This window comes from Paraglaciecola chathamensis S18K6, from assembly GCA_000314955.1.
Taxonomy (GTDB): domain Bacteria; phylum Pseudomonadota; class Gammaproteobacteria; order Enterobacterales; family Alteromonadaceae; genus Paraglaciecola; species Paraglaciecola chathamensis.
In genome coordinates this window covers 43001-60315 of sequence record BAEM01000008.1, presented here as the reverse complement: position 1 = coordinate 60315, position 17315 = coordinate 43001, and the positions used below count along the sequence as shown (strand labels likewise).

At 44.1% G+C, this 17315-nt stretch carries 11 protein-coding genes and 1 pseudogene; 7 read left to right on the top strand and 5 right to left on the bottom strand.

Annotation, left to right across the window (positions count from 1 at the left end; genetic code table 11):
- Positions 1 to 444: 444 nt before the first annotated feature.
- Positions 445 to 2112: a sensor domain-containing diguanylate cyclase gene (locus GCHA_RS03545; protein ID WP_039992018.1), complete on the bottom strand. Its 1668-nt coding sequence runs from the start codon at positions 2110 to 2112 to the stop codon at positions 445 to 447.
- Positions 2113 to 2634: 522 nt separating this feature from the next.
- Positions 2635 to 3849: pseudogene (locus GCHA_RS03540) on the bottom strand (transposase).
- 298 nt (positions 3850 to 4147) lie between these two features.
- Between GCHA_RS03540 and GCHA_RS03535 the strand changes: the two are divergent.
- From GCHA_RS03535 to GCHA_RS03520, 4 genes are read left to right on the top strand one after another with little or no spacing between them, the layout of a single operon-like run.
- Entirely contained in the window at positions 4148 to 4885 is a 738-nt protein-coding gene (locus tag GCHA_RS03535; RefSeq protein WP_007985112.1) for an ABC transporter ATP-binding protein, read from the top strand.
- A complete protein-coding gene (locus GCHA_RS03530) occupies positions 4882 to 6345 on the top strand; it encodes an ABC transporter permease (RefSeq protein WP_007985110.1) in 1464 nt (487 codons plus the stop codon). Before GCHA_RS03535 ends, GCHA_RS03530 begins: the two co-directional genes overlap by 4 nt.
- Positions 6342 to 7652, top strand: coding sequence for a DUF3526 domain-containing protein (locus tag GCHA_RS03525; RefSeq protein WP_007985108.1), 1311 nt, complete (start codon positions 6342 to 6344; stop codon positions 7650 to 7652). Before GCHA_RS03530 ends, GCHA_RS03525 begins: the two co-directional genes overlap by 4 nt.
- Before the next feature lie 26 nt (positions 7653 to 7678).
- A complete protein-coding gene (locus GCHA_RS03520; RefSeq protein ID WP_007985107.1) occupies positions 7679 to 9802 on the top strand; it encodes a TonB-dependent siderophore receptor in 2124 nt (707 codons plus the stop codon).
- Between the two features lie 120 nt (positions 9803 to 9922).
- Here the strand turns inward: GCHA_RS03520 and GCHA_RS03515 are convergent, their stop codons facing one another.
- Both GCHA_RS03515 and GCHA_RS03510 read right to left on the bottom strand, forming a co-directional pair.
- Positions 9923 to 11188, bottom strand: a complete 1266-nt coding sequence (locus tag GCHA_RS03515; protein ID WP_007985105.1) for a M24 family metallopeptidase — start codon at positions 11186 to 11188, stop codon at positions 9923 to 9925.
- Between the two features lie 536 nt (positions 11189 to 11724).
- Complete coding sequence (locus GCHA_RS03510; protein ID WP_007985102.1) at positions 11725 to 12030, bottom strand: hypothetical protein; 306 nt, start codon at positions 12028 to 12030, stop codon at positions 11725 to 11727.
- A 562-nt stretch (positions 12031 to 12592) separates the two neighbouring features.
- Between GCHA_RS03510 and GCHA_RS03505 the strand changes: the two genes are divergently transcribed.
- Together GCHA_RS03505 and GCHA_RS03500 are read left to right on the top strand one after the other, a co-directional pair.
- Positions 12593 to 13051 carry a hypothetical protein gene (locus GCHA_RS03505; RefSeq protein ID WP_007985100.1) on the top strand — a complete coding sequence of 153 codons (459 nt, stop codon included), beginning with the start codon at positions 12593 to 12595 and terminating at the stop codon, positions 13049 to 13051.
- A 271-nt stretch (positions 13052 to 13322) separates the two neighbouring features.
- Positions 13323 to 14096: a hypothetical protein gene (locus GCHA_RS03500; protein WP_007985098.1), complete on the top strand. Its 774-nt coding sequence runs from the start codon at positions 13323 to 13325 to the stop codon at positions 14094 to 14096.
- Positions 14097 to 14295: 199 nt separating this feature from the next.
- Here the strand turns inward: GCHA_RS03500 and GCHA_RS03495 are convergent, their stop codons facing one another.
- A complete protein-coding gene (locus GCHA_RS03495; RefSeq protein WP_007985096.1) occupies positions 14296 to 16425 on the bottom strand; it encodes a TonB-dependent siderophore receptor in 2130 nt (709 codons plus the stop codon).
- Between the two features lie 273 nt (positions 16426 to 16698).
- Between GCHA_RS03495 and GCHA_RS03490 the strand changes: the two genes are divergently transcribed.
- On the top strand, positions 16699 to 17205 hold the full coding sequence (locus tag GCHA_RS03490) for an LEA/WHy family protein (protein WP_007985094.1): 507 nt from the start codon (positions 16699 to 16701) through the stop codon (positions 17203 to 17205).
- The last annotated feature ends 110 nt before the right edge of the window (positions 17206 to 17315 follow it).

Sequence of the window (17315 nt, the reverse complement as noted above, 5' to 3'; positions counted from 1 at the left end):
CATCAATTTACGTAGACACCCATGTTAATGCGAGTAATACCGCGAAATCAGGGTTGAGTGTTTAATGTGAGTGTGGGTGTTTAGATTTTGCTTTGTGCTGATACATTCGTTTGTCAGCTAATGATATGCACTCTGAGGGCTCTTTCGCTTCTAGGCTGGTTGCTATTCCATCGAGCTATAGAGACACCCATGTTAACGAGCTATAGAGACACCCATGTTAATGCGAGTAATGCCGCGAATCAGGGGTGAGTGTATAATGTGGGTGTGGGTGTTTAGATTTTGCTTTGTGCTGATACATTCGTTTGTCAGCTAATGATATGCATTCTGAGGGCCCTTTCGCTTCTAGGCTGGTTACTATTCCCTAGCTAACGCCCGCATCGCGCCATCGAGCTATAGAGACACCCATGTTAATGCGGGTAATACCGCGAAATCAGGGGTGAGTGTTTAATGTGAGTGTGGGTGTTTAGATTTTGCTTTGTGCTGATACATTCGTTTGTCAGCTAATGATATGCATTCTGAGGGCCCTTTCGCTTCTAGGCTGGTTGCTATTCCATAGCTAACACCCGCATCGCGCCATTGCTTGCCTAGCTCATTTGAAAGCTCTGACATTTGTGCGAATGCATTCTCAGCAACATTTTTAATACTGTTAGCTGAAGTAGCCTTTAAGACCACTACAAATTCATCGCCCCCTGAGCGAAACACGTCGCCCAATGAATAAAACGTCTGTTGTAGCAGACTCGCCGTTTTAACAATAAGTTTGTCACCTTCGTCGTGCCCGCTTCTATCGTTGATACTTTTTAACCCATCCAAGTCTATATAAACAATGACGTAGCAATCAGGTATTTGCTGGATGCACTCCGATAGGGAGAACCTATTTCCTAGCTGCGTCATCGAATCAATGCGTGACAAGTATTGATTTCGAGTAAATTCCTTTTGTTTTAATTTAAACCATTCAGTTAAACACAACAAAATACATAAGCAGTCTAGAGACAAGGCGAATATTACGGCAGATTCAGAATATGCTAGCTCTCCAAAATATTGGCTGTGAGCGGCTATGTAGTAACCTAACGTCATACTATAAAGTAGATTGCCGCCTAAAAAATACTTGGCTCTGAAGTCACGCTTTTTAAGCATCCCGACTCCAATAATGATCGTGAGTACTATCCAAAACATGGCCAATAAATGAGATAACAAGTACGCTAAGGTAAATGGCATAAACCACATAGCAGTACCTAATATAAAGCTCGTCACACTCAACCATTTCAAAAACGTAAACAGCTTTTTGTGGTCGGTTCTACATTCAAATAAATCAGAAACAAACTGCGCGGCACATGCAATAGCGAATGGGAAAAGCAGTATTCCTCCGTAACTTGAATTAAAGGGAAAATCAAAAATATCATTGAGCATACCAGATGCTGCAGCCCAGCCAACGCCGTGAAACCCTAAATAGCCTGCACAGGTTAACGCTACCCGTTTTCTCGTTCCCGTATATATAAGTACGGCCAGCAACGACAAAATAAGCATTGCGGTAATGCCTGCTATAGAAATGCCATTATTGAATTTTTGGTACTGATAAAATTCTTTACTATCCAAGATAGAAAGGGAAGCAGGCGTAGGAAACTGTTTGGCTTTAACAAGTAACCACAAATCTACTTGCTCATTTTCAGTGGCGGTTTGCACTGTAATGGCTTGGAAGTGGAGCAGAGGTGGAGTGCTATCATCCTCCAATTGAGAAAACACCTGAAAAGTCGGGATTGGTTGATAACTCGAAGAATATGAGGCTAACCCTATATCGATAAAATTAGCATTCACGATTACAAAATACTGCCCCTTTTGGGGAATATTCAAAGTCACTTTGGTAAAATAAGCCCCCGTCTGCCCCCCCAGCGACGGCATTACTCGTGCGTTTTGAAGAGTGCTTTTGATACGTTCTAGCTTACCCATAGCGTCAAGGTTTGCTACATCAACCGAGTCATCTAGCGCATGCCATAAGTTTGTATCTACTAGCGTATTATTCCCATCTGATAGCTGCAAAGCCCCTTCTCCGAAGGCCGGGAACGCTACCAGCAACAATAGAAAGTATGTAGCACGAAAATGAAAGTAAGAACGCAAAATCAAACCTTGTTTTACAGATTAAGGACTAATATCACCGTTGGCTATCTAGTATTAAACAATCACTTGCTAGCTCAGTAGAGAATACATGCAAACTGTCTATATAACACACAGTGGAATTTACTAGGAAATAGCAATTTTTTTAATTTTAAAGCAACTGTGAGCCCGCTTCACTTAGCTATTTGGCTAAGTTTCGATACCTTCATCGGTCATAAATGATGTATCACCCTATTTAAGCATCATCTTTGATTAAGCAGATTTAGTGCGGCTTTTAACTAACGATGCCAGCATCGCTAAAAGGAAGTGATAAAGAGAAAGGAAGTTATAAAGACAGCCATTCTAAAATTTGAATCTGAGTTACCACCTATCAAAATGTGCTGATATGCGTTTCTGCCCTCGAGAAAGAACTTTTACTTGGATTTCAGGTGTTGAGAAGGGTAAACAGCGACGATTGCGCAGCTTTTGACAAGCGCCCGCCTCACAAGCAGTGCAATAAGTGTATTTGTTGAGATTGATTTAAGTTTAAGCGCGCTTCAGCAGCTCTTTTGCTTTGCCCATTCCTCGTATTCGTTGATGATGAGTGTGGCGTTTAAAGGCGTTCATCATTTGCTCTGCGCCTGCTGCGTAGCAGAAGTGTTTTTCAAATTCAGTGGTTAAGGCTAACCACTGTGCTGAGTCTAATCCTAGTCTTTCTAGAATAGGGCTTTGAGTGTTGTCGATATAACCTGCCTTGTCATCACGAATACAGCGGCCTGTGGTATCGATAAGCTCACAGTAGTCTTTGAGGGAGTAGGCGATTCCTTTGGGCATGTTTTCCCTTGAACTTCCCGCAAAGGGCATTAGTGTGCTTGGTTGGGCGTGATGATGTTTAGCGGCGTGAGTGCGCTTTTTGATACTGGTGTGTTTTGCTGTTTCGAGTGTTTTGGCTATTTTCGCCCTAATTGGGTTTAAATCTACATAGGCCATACACGCCAGCACGGCACTTTCATCTAACAAGGCTTGAGATTTAAATCGCCCTTCCCACTAATTTATCAGGAATAAATTAGAACAGCTTTAGCTGGCCCGCAGGGAGAGCGCCAAGGATGGCTGCGAATAAAACCGGCCTGTGCATTCATCTTCTTTATTGGCTTGACGGGCAATATATTCATTCAAGTCACGCATAAACCAGCTAATGTCGTACAAGCGTTTTCTGTAAATTTCAACGGTATCATCAAGGGTGATTAACTCCCCTTGGGTTAAGGTATCACCGTTTATAAATTTTTGAGTCAGTAACGTGCCTTTATGAAGCGTGTGATAACGCTTTAGTACCGATTCGGTATCCCAGTTATCAGCTAGGGCTTTATCCACACAAAGCACCACATGGGTCTACTTCAGGCATCCTGCCTTACGCCCTTCGGGCCAGCTAAAGCTGTTGTAAAATGCTCCCGACATTTTTACTGATTACTCATTACTGCATAAGCACAAATGCGGTAGCCGCGCTATCGATAGCGAGCACAGTAGATAAAAACAACAAACGCGCTTCTACCCAGCCACGACGATGCTCGTAGCTTTGCCCTGTCAGCGTGTTTGTACCGCATAAGAAAGACTGGCGTACACAACGGGACACACAGTGACAAATTTATCGGGAATATAATTTGAACAGCTTTAGCTGGCTTCGAAGAAGTGAACGACATGGATGTTGTGAATAAAATAAGGCGTATCGACTAAGCTGATTTGGCTTTTTCGTGACTGAGGCATAAACAGTCGACTCAATAAAATGAAACACGCATCAAGTGTAGTTGAGGGATGAAAATTAACCATTTTTATAATGGATGTCTTGATATCTTCCTATTTTTATCATGGGTGTCTCGATATCTTTCTTTTAGAGTACAACACGCCTTGCCCTAACATCACAGTGGTTAAAACCGAAATAGCACCGGTTACTAATCGAATAGTTATGTTTTGTTAAGTTGTTCTCATTTGTTAGTTGCAAACCATTACCGTTACATTATAACATATCTTAAATTATGTTATAATATAACGATGTGAGTTTCACGTGATAGAAATAGTGCAGGCTACGGCCGTCATTGAGGCAAATTCGCTTTGCGTCAATATTAAAAATAATTCCATTTTGAAGAGTCTCAATTTCCGCGTTGAAGCGGGTGAAATATACGCTTTGCTCGGTGGCAATGGGGCGGGTAAATCAACCACACTGAAGACCCTTTTAGGGTTTAACGCCCCAAGCAGTGGCTCGGTGAAAGTTGATGGTAAAGAGGTTATCAATGCACTCAATCATGTACGCGAAAAAACCGCCTACTTGCCAGAATCCGCAACCTTATATACTCATCTAACGGCCAGAGAAAACGTCAAATATTTCTTGTCTTTAGCTGATATACAAAAATCAGATGACGAGATTGACCAAGCGTTTGATCGTGTTGCTTTGCAACGTAACGCGCGGGATCGCCACATGCAAACTTATTCAAAGGGCATGCGCCAAAAAACCGCAATAGCGTTAGCCTTGCTGCGCGAAGCACCCATATTTTTGTTAGACGAACCCACCTCGGGCCTCGACCCTGTGGCTATCGATGAATTTAACCAACTCGTTCGAGAGCTTGCATCTGGCGGCGCTACCATATTAATGGTGACCCATGACGTATATGGTGCCTGCCAAGTAGCAGATCGTATTGGCTTATTGCGTGATGGCGAGCTTGTGGGCGAATTTTCAGCCCCGCAAAACGGACAAATTGAAACCGAACAAGTACACGCGGCATTTGCCCAACGAGGCGCAGCGTGAGCGAGCATTCATCTTCAACAGCACGTTTTGCAAAAATGATGGTTGTCGCCAAAGACGAATGGCGGTATTGGCTGCGCTCTAAATTAGCAATATCAGTGTTGGCAATTGGCTTGATCCTTACATTGTCTTCTGTGGTGGTAACCGCCATCAATACAATGGAACTAAGCCATACCCGTCACGCGCTGCAAGAGGACGCAGAGCAGACCTTTGCAGACCAACCGGACAGGCACCCCCATAGAATGGTGCACTATGGGCATTATGCATTTAGAGCCCCATCGCCACTCAGTGTGTTAGATCCCGGCGTTGATGCCTACACTGGAAATTCCATATTTCTAGAAGGACATAGGCAAAACAGTGCGATGTTCGCTGACCAAAAACAAGGTACAGCGTTAACTCAACTTGGTAGCCTAACGCCGGCTTTTATCCTGCAAACATTAGCTCCGCTGCTTCTCATTCTTATTGGCTACAGCTCGGTCAGTCGTGAGCGCGAATCCCAAACACTCACCTATTTACTATCTCAAGGCACGTCTGGTTTCACCCTAATTGCAGGCAAAGGCTTGGCCTTAATGTCAGTCATCGGCCTCATTTTAGTGCCTGTAGCCATCTCGGCGCTTTTTAGCCTGCATGAAGGTGAAAGTATCACGGCTATTGTTGGCTTTGTTTTGGGTTATGCCCTGTATCTGACAGTCTGGGCTTTGTTGGTATTACTGTGCTCTAGCGCACTTTCCAAAAACAGCGAAAGCTTTACCGCGCTGGCACTTACTTGGATATTGCTCTGTGTGGTCATGCCAAGAGTCGCTAGCTCTACAGCAATAACCACAGTTCCTGCTGCAGGTAAGTTAGAAACAGATTTTGCGGTTGCCGCCGAAATGAGAAAATTAGGTGATGGCCACAATGCGAACGACCCAGCATTTGCCCAAATAAAAGCGTCTTTATTAGAAAAATATAACGTGGACTCAATTGATCAGCTTCCTGTCAATTATCGAGGTGTGATAGCCATGACATCGGAAGCAAAGTTAACCCAAGTGTTAAATGAGTTTGCCGAAAAGCGCATGCAAACCGAGCTAGCCCAAACGGACGTATCGAGAGACTTCGGTTGGTTATCGCCGATGGTAGCCATTCGCTCTTTATCAATGCTCACAGCCGGCACAAGCATAGAGACCCACCATAAATTCCTACGTGAAGCTGAAGAGCTGAGATTCGATTTCGTGCAAGGACTAAACAAGGCTCATGTGGAGCAGCTCAGCTACCAAGTTGATATGAATCGAAACAAGGACACTGACTCTGGGCAAAAAGCCCGGGTAAATGCGCAAAACTGGCAAGTATTAGATGATTTTTCGTTTGCTGTTGATACGCCCAGCCTTCGATTGCAGCGCGGTGCTCCTGCATTTTTACAGCTGTTAGCCTGGATAGCAGCGCTAATCATTGTCATTCGATTGGTAGGGAAACGCTTAGTATGAGTTATATGTTTAAACAACTTAGCCGCGAATGGCGATTTATGTTGCGCCAGAAGTATCTTTTAGTGTTGCTAGGCTGCGCTATCTTAATATCTGGTTTTTCAGTACAAAGTGGCTTGAATGAGGTTGCGCAACAACAGCAAACCATTGAACGCTTAAAAGCAGCTGATGTAGCCGATCGCACTGACACGCAAAATAAGCAAGACGAAATCGGAATGTTAGCCTATTACACCTTCCATCTTACTTATTCACCACCGTCAGATTTAGCCTTTGCGGCGTTGGGTGAGCGCGATATTTACCCGTGGAAGCACCGCATTAAAATGCTCGCTATCGAAGGGCAAATTTACGAAAGCGATACCCAAAATGCAGAGCTTACCCAAGCAGGAAAAATCGATTTTCTGTTTGTGATAAGTGCGCTCTCACCACTTATTGTCATCCTATTGTTTCATGATTTATTCGCTAACGAGCGCAGTAGTGGCAGGCACGACTTATTAGTCACCACGGCTAAATCCCCTTGGGCTTTGTGGGGAGCAAGAGGCGCAATACGTTTCATCTCGCTTTTCCTGTGCTTAATGCTGCCATTTTATGTGGGCGCGTGGGTCAGTGGTACGTCACTGGTGGCTGTAGGGCTAGTCTCTTTATGCTGCTTCATGTACTTAGCATTTTGGGCAATATTAAGCGTTTACTGGGGCAAGAACGCAAACAGCGGCCCTAAAGTCGCCTCTGGGTTAATAGGAATATGGGTATTGTTCGCCTTTATTACGCCTATTTTAGGTGACTTAGCGATCAACAAATTTGTTCACTCTCCTAAGGGGGGCGACATCATGCTAACCCAGCGAGAAGCCGTGAACGACGCCTGGGATCTCCCGAAAGAAGCCACGATGGACGCCTTCACTGCAACCTACCCTGAATGGAAAGACCATGTCGCCATGCAAAGCATGTTTGAGTGGAAGTGGTACTACGCCTTTCAACAGGTCGGAGACCAAATTGCGGCTCCTATCTCTCAAGAATATCGTGCTGCATCCCAGAAAAAATATGAATTAGCTGGGTACGCTTCTTTGCTCTCTCCGCCTCTGTTACTGCAACGGGTGTTAACTCGCCTCGCTGAAACAGACGCCGTGGCCGCGCATAAGTACGAGCAGCAAGTACGAGCCTTCCATAAAACGTTGCGCCTGTATTACTACCCTTTCTTATTTGCACAAGGCGAATTCGACAAAGGGAATCTGGCTAACTTGCCTAGTTTTGACAAGTTCATTAATAAACAACACGGCGTAAGCGATACAGATAGCGCTCAAACGACCAATAAATAACACACAACTTTCAAAAAGGTTTCACCATGAACTCTGGTACACAAGGGCTAAAGCTCACCTATCTCAGTGCTTGCTTAGCTAGCTTGTTTATACAACAAGCTATCGCAGAAGATGAACAAAGTGCATCACAAAATGTCGACCAAGACAGTACTATCGAAACCTTAAGCATTGTAGGGTCACGACAAGCGTATCAAGGCAACTTTAGTCCTTTAGAGACTCCTCAATCAGAGTTAAGAATAAATTCTGAAGCATTAGCAAATGCAGGGGCGATTGACTTAAACCAAGCACTAGATTTATCTGCCTCTGTTTCCCGTCAGAATAACTTTGGCGGCCTTTGGAACAGCTTTTCACTACGTGGCTTTGTAGGCGATGAAAACCTACCGAGTAACTACTTGGTGAATGGTTTCAATGCGGGTAGAGGTTTTGGCGGCTCTCGTGACCTATCGGGTATCGAATCTGTTGAAGTGTTAAAAGGCCCACGTGCTGCATTATTTGGTCGCGGTGAACCTGGCGGCACGGTAAACCTAGTAACCAAACGCCCAACATTTGACACCCAGGGCGAAATAAAAATATCCGCAGGAAGCTATGATACATACCGAGCTGATTTGGATTACACCACTCCGTTATCCGACGATGTAGCAGTGCGCTTTGTGGGTTTTTATGAAGATGCTGGCAGCTTTCGTGACACTGTTAAAAGCAAAAAAGAAGGCTTTAGCCCTTCTATCGCATGGGAGATTGACGATCAAAGCACCTTAGTTTACGAATTAGAATATGCTCATCAAGAAGTGCCTTTCGACCGAGGTGTATTAGCGATAGACAACAAACTTGGGGTCATCCCACAAAGTCGCTTTCTGGGCGAGCCAGCCGATGGCCCAATCGAAACTGATGCGTTGGGTCACCAAGTAGAATTTCACCATGATTTTGATGATAACTGGAGTCTTTTGCTAGGCGCTAACTACCGAGATACTTCGCTAGAAGGCTTCGCGACCGAAACGGGTTTTGCAGGCGTTGTTGATGATGAAGTAAATCGTTTTCGTCGTTACCGCGAATATGATGCCGAGTATCAAGTATTTCGTGCTGAGCTTTCCGGCAGCCTAGTGGTAGCAGGTATTGAACATCGCCTCATCCTCGGGGTCGATTCAGACAAGTTTGATAATGACCAATTTGCGCTGCGCGACCGCACCACGGAGCAGTACATCAACATATATAATCCCGTTTACAGTGACGCTGATGATCTAGCGAATGACTTCTCTACTCAAATCGACCGCCTTGAAACACAAGAGTCTCTTGGCGTGTTTATACAAGACCAAATTAGCATAACCGACAAGCTTGATGTGCGTATCGGTGCTCGTTTTGATGACTATCAGCAAACCATGGATAACCGTTTATCTGATAGCAAGTCAAAGCAAAAAGAATCACGGGTCAGCCCGCAGTTTGGTGTTGTGTATGAAGCATCTGACGTGCTTTCGGTGTATGCGGCTTATGGTGAAAACTTCCGTCCATTGTCAGGTACAGACAGCAACGGTGATGGCTTTGAACCAAACCAATCAACCTCAGCCGAGATTGGCATTAAGTTCACTTTGAACGACGAAGGGTTGTTCGGCACAATCGCCATATTCAACGTTGAGCAAGATAACCTTCTGGTAGTTGACGACCCAACTAGTTTTACTTACGCCGCCATTGGCGAGGCCGAGAGTCAAGGTGTTGAAATTGACATCAATGGCGAAATTGCCGATGGACTAACCCTTTGGGCATCTTATGCGTATGTGGATGCGAAAACGAAAAATTCGTTTTTTGATGGCAATTTTGGTTACACGATTGAAGCCGGAACAGACCTGCTCAATGTGCCTGAGCAACAACTTAGCCTGCAACTGGTTAAGTTGCTTGAGTTAGATGGCAATGAATTAGAAGTCGGTGGTGGCTTAGTGTATGTGGATAAACGAAATGGCTACTTTGGCACTGATTTCACCTTACCTAGCTATACCATTGCCCGAGCATTCGTAGCGTATGACCTAACCGAGTCCGTAGCGCTTAGGGCAGAAGTCGATAATTTGTTTGATAAAGATTATTACACCAACTCATTCGCAGATGCTTGGGTACAACCAGGTACACCGCGCAGCTTTAGAGTATCGGCATCGTACCAGTTTTAACTGGTACGCTAAGACCTCTAGCAATTGAGTTTAAAAAAGCTCGCAGACTTTCGGTTTGCGAGCTTTTTGTTATTAACTATGACTGAGTCAGAGTGTCGCTTAGCTAAACTCACCAGTTTTTTACGTAACCGTTTCAGCTAGCCCAAAAGGGTTATCAATGCTCTCGCTTGGTTGGGTAAACCATCTGGGGCCGTCGTCAGTCATATAAAAATGATCTTCTAAACGAATACCGAACTCATTGGGTATCACCAGCATAGGCTCATTACTAAAGCACATGCCAGTAGCAAGCGGCGTTTTGTTACCACCAACTAAATACGGCCATTCGTGAATATCTAAACCAATGCCATGACCAGTACGATGTGGGCAGCCCGGTGTTTGATACGCTGGGCCTAATCCTTGGGAGGCCAAATACTGACGAGCCGCTGCATCAACATCTTCGCAAGGCGCGCCTAGTTTAGCAGCGTTGAAGGCTGCCAACTGGGCGGCTTTTTCATTATTCCAAAACTGTCGTTGCCTACTCGTTGGCTGACCAAATACATAGGTTCGGGTAATGTCAGAAATATAATCGTGCACTTTGCAGCCGGTATCGATTAACACAACATCCCCTTCATTAAGGGTTTGTGGATCCTTTACACCATGGGGGAAGGACGTGGCGACCCCAAAGAGCACAATACAAAAATAATTGCCCGGCGCCCCCACCTTTTGATGCGCTTGTTCAATAAAGGCCTCGACCTCTGTGGTACTTATACCTGGGTACAGCATGCTTGCCGTTGCTTGATGCACAGCCAGCGTCATATCCATGGCACCTTGCATTAACGCCAGTTCGTTATCCGATTTATGCATTCTGCAATGGGCGGTGACTTCTTGTGCATTGATAAGCGTTAAGCCCTCTTGGGCTTTATTAATGCCGTCGAAGATAAAAAACTGCGCACTTTCATCTATGCCAATCGTGGCGGTTTTCGCTATTCCTAAACCTTCTAGTACCTCTACAAACAAGCAATAAGGGCTTTCATGTTCCTGCCACCCATGTATCGGCCCATCGATGACTTTAAAACCGTTTAGACTGCCAATTTCAAAATGAGGCGCGATGTATTGCACATCTCCCTTTGCGGGTAAAATAGCCCCGACCATGCGCTCACTGGCATACCATTTCATACCTGTAAAATACGTAAGGTTTGTGCCTGCATTTAGATAAATAGCGTCGATTTTATGGCTTTGCATGTACGCTTGCGCTTTAGCAATACGCGCTAAGTGTTCCTCTACCTGGATAGGAACAAGGTGTTGCGTCATATCACTAAGCGTCGCCAATGCTTGCTCGGGTGTTTGCGTACCAATGCCGGTGCCTGCCTCAGTGCTGGTTGCAGTGCTGGCTTCAAGAGCCCCCATATTTTCTCCTATTTTGAGGCGCCAACCAAAAGCAAAGTCGAGGCGCCTTTTATGTATTTAACCTGTAATGTGGCTGATGATATCACTGACATTGTCAAAGCCGCACCGTCACAACTGACATATTGTTTTGACTGGGTTCGTGAGGTTAACAGTTGTTTTGTTTATCGGTATTGTGCCCGTTGCTATTTCATGTGGTTTCAGCCTGCTATATCATTTTACTAACGCGCTCTGTGCGCCTTAGGGTAGTTGACCTAACCGTGTTCAGTGAACTTCTTTCGCCACTGTGACGCTGCGCCTGAGAGCCTGCCAGTACTATTAGCAAACTCAACAGCTTGAATGAACACGCACAATCTATTTTGAAGATGCTACAGAACAAGTAAAATTGACTGCGTTAAGCGACCTTAACGCTGTTTTGTTCATTTAGCTGAGCAACTAAAACCGGGATGGACTACCTCACGTTGTAGTGGTCAACTCATTCCGGACTGTAAAATAGGTTGGCTCTGCGCTTTTGCAGGAGCCAACCCGCAGTTTGAAGATTAACGCTTAAAAGGAGGACGAGGGCCTCTCTTACGGCTTGTTTCTTCACTCAGTTGCACCCGAGCGTGCGTGGTACGTTGAGTAAAAGGAGGTTTTTTATTAAGGGCTGTTCGACCTTTTCTTATAACTACCTGCTCATTCTGATCTTTTTGCACTCCTTTTTTATCATCTGCTTCCATTTTTATTTCCCGTTTAAAAGGCGGTCTGTCAGCACCTTTGATTTTGGGTACTGCAGTAGCATTCGCATGTACGGAGAAGGACGAAAATAACGCTGGAATAGCCACAGCAAACAAAATACGTTTCATTTAAAACCTCACGTTAAGACGATACACCTTGCTTACACACTAACGTCATTTAATGACAGCAAGCCATGTGAATTAGACTAAAGTATAAATCGCCGCGATTTTAGTGTGTAAAAAGAATGTTATAAAGAGAGACTGGTGATAGCTATTGACTATCAGCTAATGAGTTTATCATAGCCATTAGCTTTCACTAGACAATTAGAATCAGCGAAAATTGAATAAAAGTCCTAGACCCAAACTAAGCAATTTATGACCGTTCGCCAAAACCTACTGTTCTTTTGCGCTCTGTCTCCTTTGGTCCATCGCCTTCATCATTATTGGTGGTATGAATAAACAATAGACCGTGTAATGCTCGCCGCCTAACTACTTCCCAATATGTAAGTCATAAGTTACACCAGACCACTCATGTGTCAGGTTTTTATGCACAACCCTTTTTAAAGAGAAAAGAACTCGATTAAGCGATTGATAATATTAGGAATTAAATTACGGCTTTAATATTGCTTAGATAGCTAGGGCTTAGTGGATTCAGCCGACCTGCCCACATAACCCCTAAAGGAAGTTTCAATTGAAAAACCCTCTACTAAAACCATGTTTATTTTGTTTCATATTGCTAATGAGCAGCTTCGCGAATGCAAACTTAATCACCGTCGAATTTGACCACATCAACGCAAATGACGATTTTGGAATATTTACCGGAAGCGATTTAGATAATGACGGTTTAATACAAGTAGGTGAGATGACAGCATTTCTGTGGTTGTGGGGTCCGCCGTTAAAAGTTGATCTTACTACGCTAGTTACATTTGGCGAATACGACATTGCTCGTAATATTGTCATCCAAGACCCGCAAGGATTTAGTTTCACCCATGGCCTAGGGCAAACAATCGTATTCTCAGGTAGAAACGCTATAAATATTTTGGCGGTCACAACACATGATGTTCCTGAGCCGGTACCTCTAGGCGTTTTAGCATTCAGTGTAATTGCATTAATCTTAAGTAGAAAAAAATCAAGTCAGTGTAAACCCTAGGCTTCTCATCCTTTCCTGTCAGGAGGGGTGAGATCTTTATATTACCTCATCCCATTCTGTGTTTTCCTCCATGATTAAAAGCGTCCCGAATCGAATTATCTAATCGTAGTTCTCATTCACAATTTAAGATAACTAGGTGGCCTTTCACGGTAAATTATTTCGCAAAATTTATGGCGAAATATAAAAGTCGTCATTACTCTTATTGGTACGCTTAGCGATATTACTGGATGTTGATATTGCTTCTTTTGTGGCTTATACAAGGAAGATCGTAATGAAGACTAAAACCCTACTCACTTTTATATTTTCACTTTTTTTATTTGTTCTTTGCGGATGCGCTAATCAACCACTTTTACGAGCTAATTTTGATGACACAGTTGGAACATTTCCTGATTTAACACTTGCTGGCGATCCAGCCGGTGATGAAATAACCTGGACTGGAAGTACTGCAAATAGCTCGGCAAGTTTAGCCCCCTTAAAAGTCATAAATGACCCTAACGGAGAATCTGGCGATAAAATTCTTCGTCTTTTTTATCACATGAGTGAACAACCTATAGCTCCATATTTAGGGTTTCATGCTAGGCCAACTACAGAGACAAATAATATTTATAGCGTGCTCTGGGATGGCGTCGTTGAATACCCTGGTAATCGAAACTCACAAAGGCTTTGGATCGAGTTTTACGAAAGTGTCCAATGGCATACCCGCTCCCTTATCAAGCTGTCTATTCAGCGAGCGACTGACGGCCCAGGCCAGGATTGGTCAAGCGTAACGATATATGAACGCGGAGGCACTTCAAGGCAAATCGGGTTTATACGAAATAATCTTCCTCATGCAGGTCTAGTTATATTAAATCTTGAAACCTACAAATATAGTCTTCTTTTTGGTGGTGTTACCGCTACGGGTGACTTAGCGTCTGATACAAACATCAACCGATTAAGCCTATATTTTCATTACGACACGCAGGACGTACAGGGAAGCTCACCTGGGCTAGGTAGCTATTCTATTGATGACGTAAAAATGCTGCTAAGTATTCCTGATGAGGATTGATATTAGCAAGCCCGAAAATCCGACTTAGATTATTTAAATGCTACAAACCCAGGCTGATTGCAGTTTCGGCAAGTAACATTGCTGTCTGCTTCAACTCAACTAAATGCAAGATAAAACTAAAAAAGGCCAGCATGTTCGCTGGCCTTAAAATCGTCCAATTATTCTAGGACCGAGTATGAGCTATTTTGCAGTAGCGGCCTCAAAAGCGTTTTTCGATCCCCACTTCGAATCTACGCTGTGCGCCGTACCAACAATTGTTGGTATCGAAACATGCACCGACGTATTCTTTGTCAGTGAGGTTACTCACACTACCTGTTAGTTTTAGGTCGTACTTAGGAATATCGTAAGACAAAACAGCGTCCAGTAACGTATACGACGGCACGACTTGGCTGTTGTATTTATCCGCTTGAGTTTCTCCCACGTAACGCACACCCGCGCCCAACATTAGGCCATCAAGCGCATCGTCGAAGAAGTAGTTTGCCCACACAGATGCACTTTCTTCTGCTACCCACACTGGGGTTTTGCCAACGATGTCAGTATCAAGCGGGTTATCGGTCACTTCCATGTCTAAGAATGTTGCGTTCGCTTGTACAGATAGCGCCTTGGTTATTTGGGTAGAAAGCTCCAGCTCTACGCCTTTTGATTCCACTTCACCGTTTTGTGTTTTCAGCGCAAAATCAGGTGTGTTAACCACGACATTCTGCTTAGTAAGCTCAAAGTACGCGCCGGAAAAGGTAGTTGCACCATTATCACTGATATATTTTGTGCCTATCTCTATTTGGTCAGCTGTGGTGGGTTTGAACGCTTCACCCGTTTGTGAATCAACGCCTGAGACCGGCTCGAAAGACTCTGAGTAGTTTGCATACATGCGCCAGCCAGAATCGAAGGTATACATGGCTGCAACGCGACCAGAAAACTCGTTTTGGTCAATTTCTGTGGTGCTACCATAGGGTGTGCCCGCATATACATTGGCCACTTCATCTGTGCTTTCAAACTGGTCATAGCGACCGTTTAGCAACAAAGTAAATTTGCCGAAACGCATTTCATCTTGAAGGTAAAATCCAATTTGCTCGATGTCGATATTGTGATCTTCTTGGTAGAAATCCAGAGGTAGCGCATCTACGTCAAACAGGTTGTTATCAATATTACTCAAATCAAGCGCTGGCGTATCCGTACCCAAGGTATCACGATAGGCAACTGTCGAATCAGAGTCTTGGTAATCTATGCCGAACAATAAACTATGTGATACATCACCAGTTTGAACAAAACCCGCTACCTGTGTATCAACTGTTACGCCGTCGATTTCTTCGTCAGTAAGATACGCTGAGCGTGCTAAAAAGATGCCATCTGTTGGTTCAACTGTATGGTAGGTATTTTGTTGGAGTGCTTCAGCATCTGTATATCGAAACTTCTGCAATATAGACCAATCCTCATTCAGCTGATGGTTTAACTTGTAACCCAACATCAGCACTTCTCGAGAAAAGCTGTTCCAGTTTTCGTCACCTGCATAACTACTGACATCAAGCTTACCGTAAGGGGCTTCGTTTAGTGTTCCTATGCCAGGCAACGACGTTGACGGGATTAACTCAGGATCGTCTTGATAGTAAGCTGACAAGGTCAGTTCAGTGGCCTTACTGATATCGACTGTCACTGAAGGTGCAACGGTATAGCGTTCGGTTTCAGTGGTATCTTGATAACCATCTCGATTACGGCCCAAGGCCACGAAGCGATAACGAGCATTGTCACTCAATGCTCCTGTGGTATCTAACCCTAACTCTATTAAACTGTCAGAACCAAATGCAGCCCGCACTAACGTTTCATCATCGTCTTTGGGGTATTTTGCGACTTGATTCACCAAGCCGCCGGGGGGCACCAAGCCATACAAGGATGATGCAGGGCCTTTTAATATTTCCAGTGATTCTGTCGCGAAGGCATCAACCTGAGGATAAAGGTTCCAGCTATTATTGCTTAACAAAGGAAGGCCATCGTAAAACGTTTGATAGGTGGTAAATCCGCGAATGGTAAATTGATCAAAAATTGTGATTGTAGGGCGACTTTCTGTCGTTACCCCTGAAGTATAACGAAGCGCTTTTGATACTGAATCGGCTTGACGTAGCTGCAGTAACTCTTGATCAATCACGCTGATACTCACAGGTGAGTCAATGGGACGCAATGAAGACTTAGTGGCTGTGCTTCGATAAGATTGCATAGCATTCACTTCAATATGCTCAAGGCTATCTTCTTGCTCTTGCGCGGCAGATGAAGCGGCAACCGCTATGGCTAACGCAGACAGAGATGGGTAAACCCAACCTTTGCGAACTTTCGGCATTCTATTTTCCCTCAAAAATGTATAACTAAATAAACGTGTATGCGATCACGTTAATATACCTCAATCACAACACAAATAATAACAATTATCATTACCTTAAAATAAATTAGCGCAATATTTAACGGGGAAATAAAGCTAAACATCGATAAAAAGGGTAATAAAATACGCGATCGTGGCTTACCTACATAAGCTTGTTGCAGAACGTTTGACTCACTTAATCGCTGCGGCGATGATGTGTACTTCTATGATGTCGTTTAAAAAGGGAATTGGATTATGCAAGCTTACCATCAGGCACGTGACGTATTAGCGAAATTACAATTCGCCACCCTGCTCACTCTCATTCTATTGCTATCCTCTTGCGCTACGTTAACCCCTGACTTCGAAAAACCCGAATTACAGCTAACCAATTTAAGCATGTTGCCTGCACAGGGGTTCGAACAACGCTTTCGCCTTACGTTTCGCGTGACCAACCCGAATAACATCTCTTTCCCGGTGGATGGCATGAACTTCAAACTTAATTTACGTGGCGTACAGGTCGCTACAGGGGTTAGCGACAAACAGTTTGTATTAGCGCCCTTAAGCGACAACACCTTTGAGGTAGACGTAACGGCCAACTTGTTTAACTCAGGCCGCGTTCTGCTCGATATCATGAATACGAAGCCTCAGGAACTGGCTTATGAAATCAACGCTAAAATATTCACCAGTAAAGGTTTATGGGGCAGCATTCCTGTTAGCCGCAGTGGAGTGATCTCATTTGGTTTATACAAACCAAGCAATTGATTAGCTGAAACTGTTTAGCTAAATATGTGCGGATCAGTCTGAGTTTTGTGAGTTGTTTTTGTGAATGGTTTTTGTGAATGGTTTTTGAGAGTGTTTTTTGATGGTGCTTT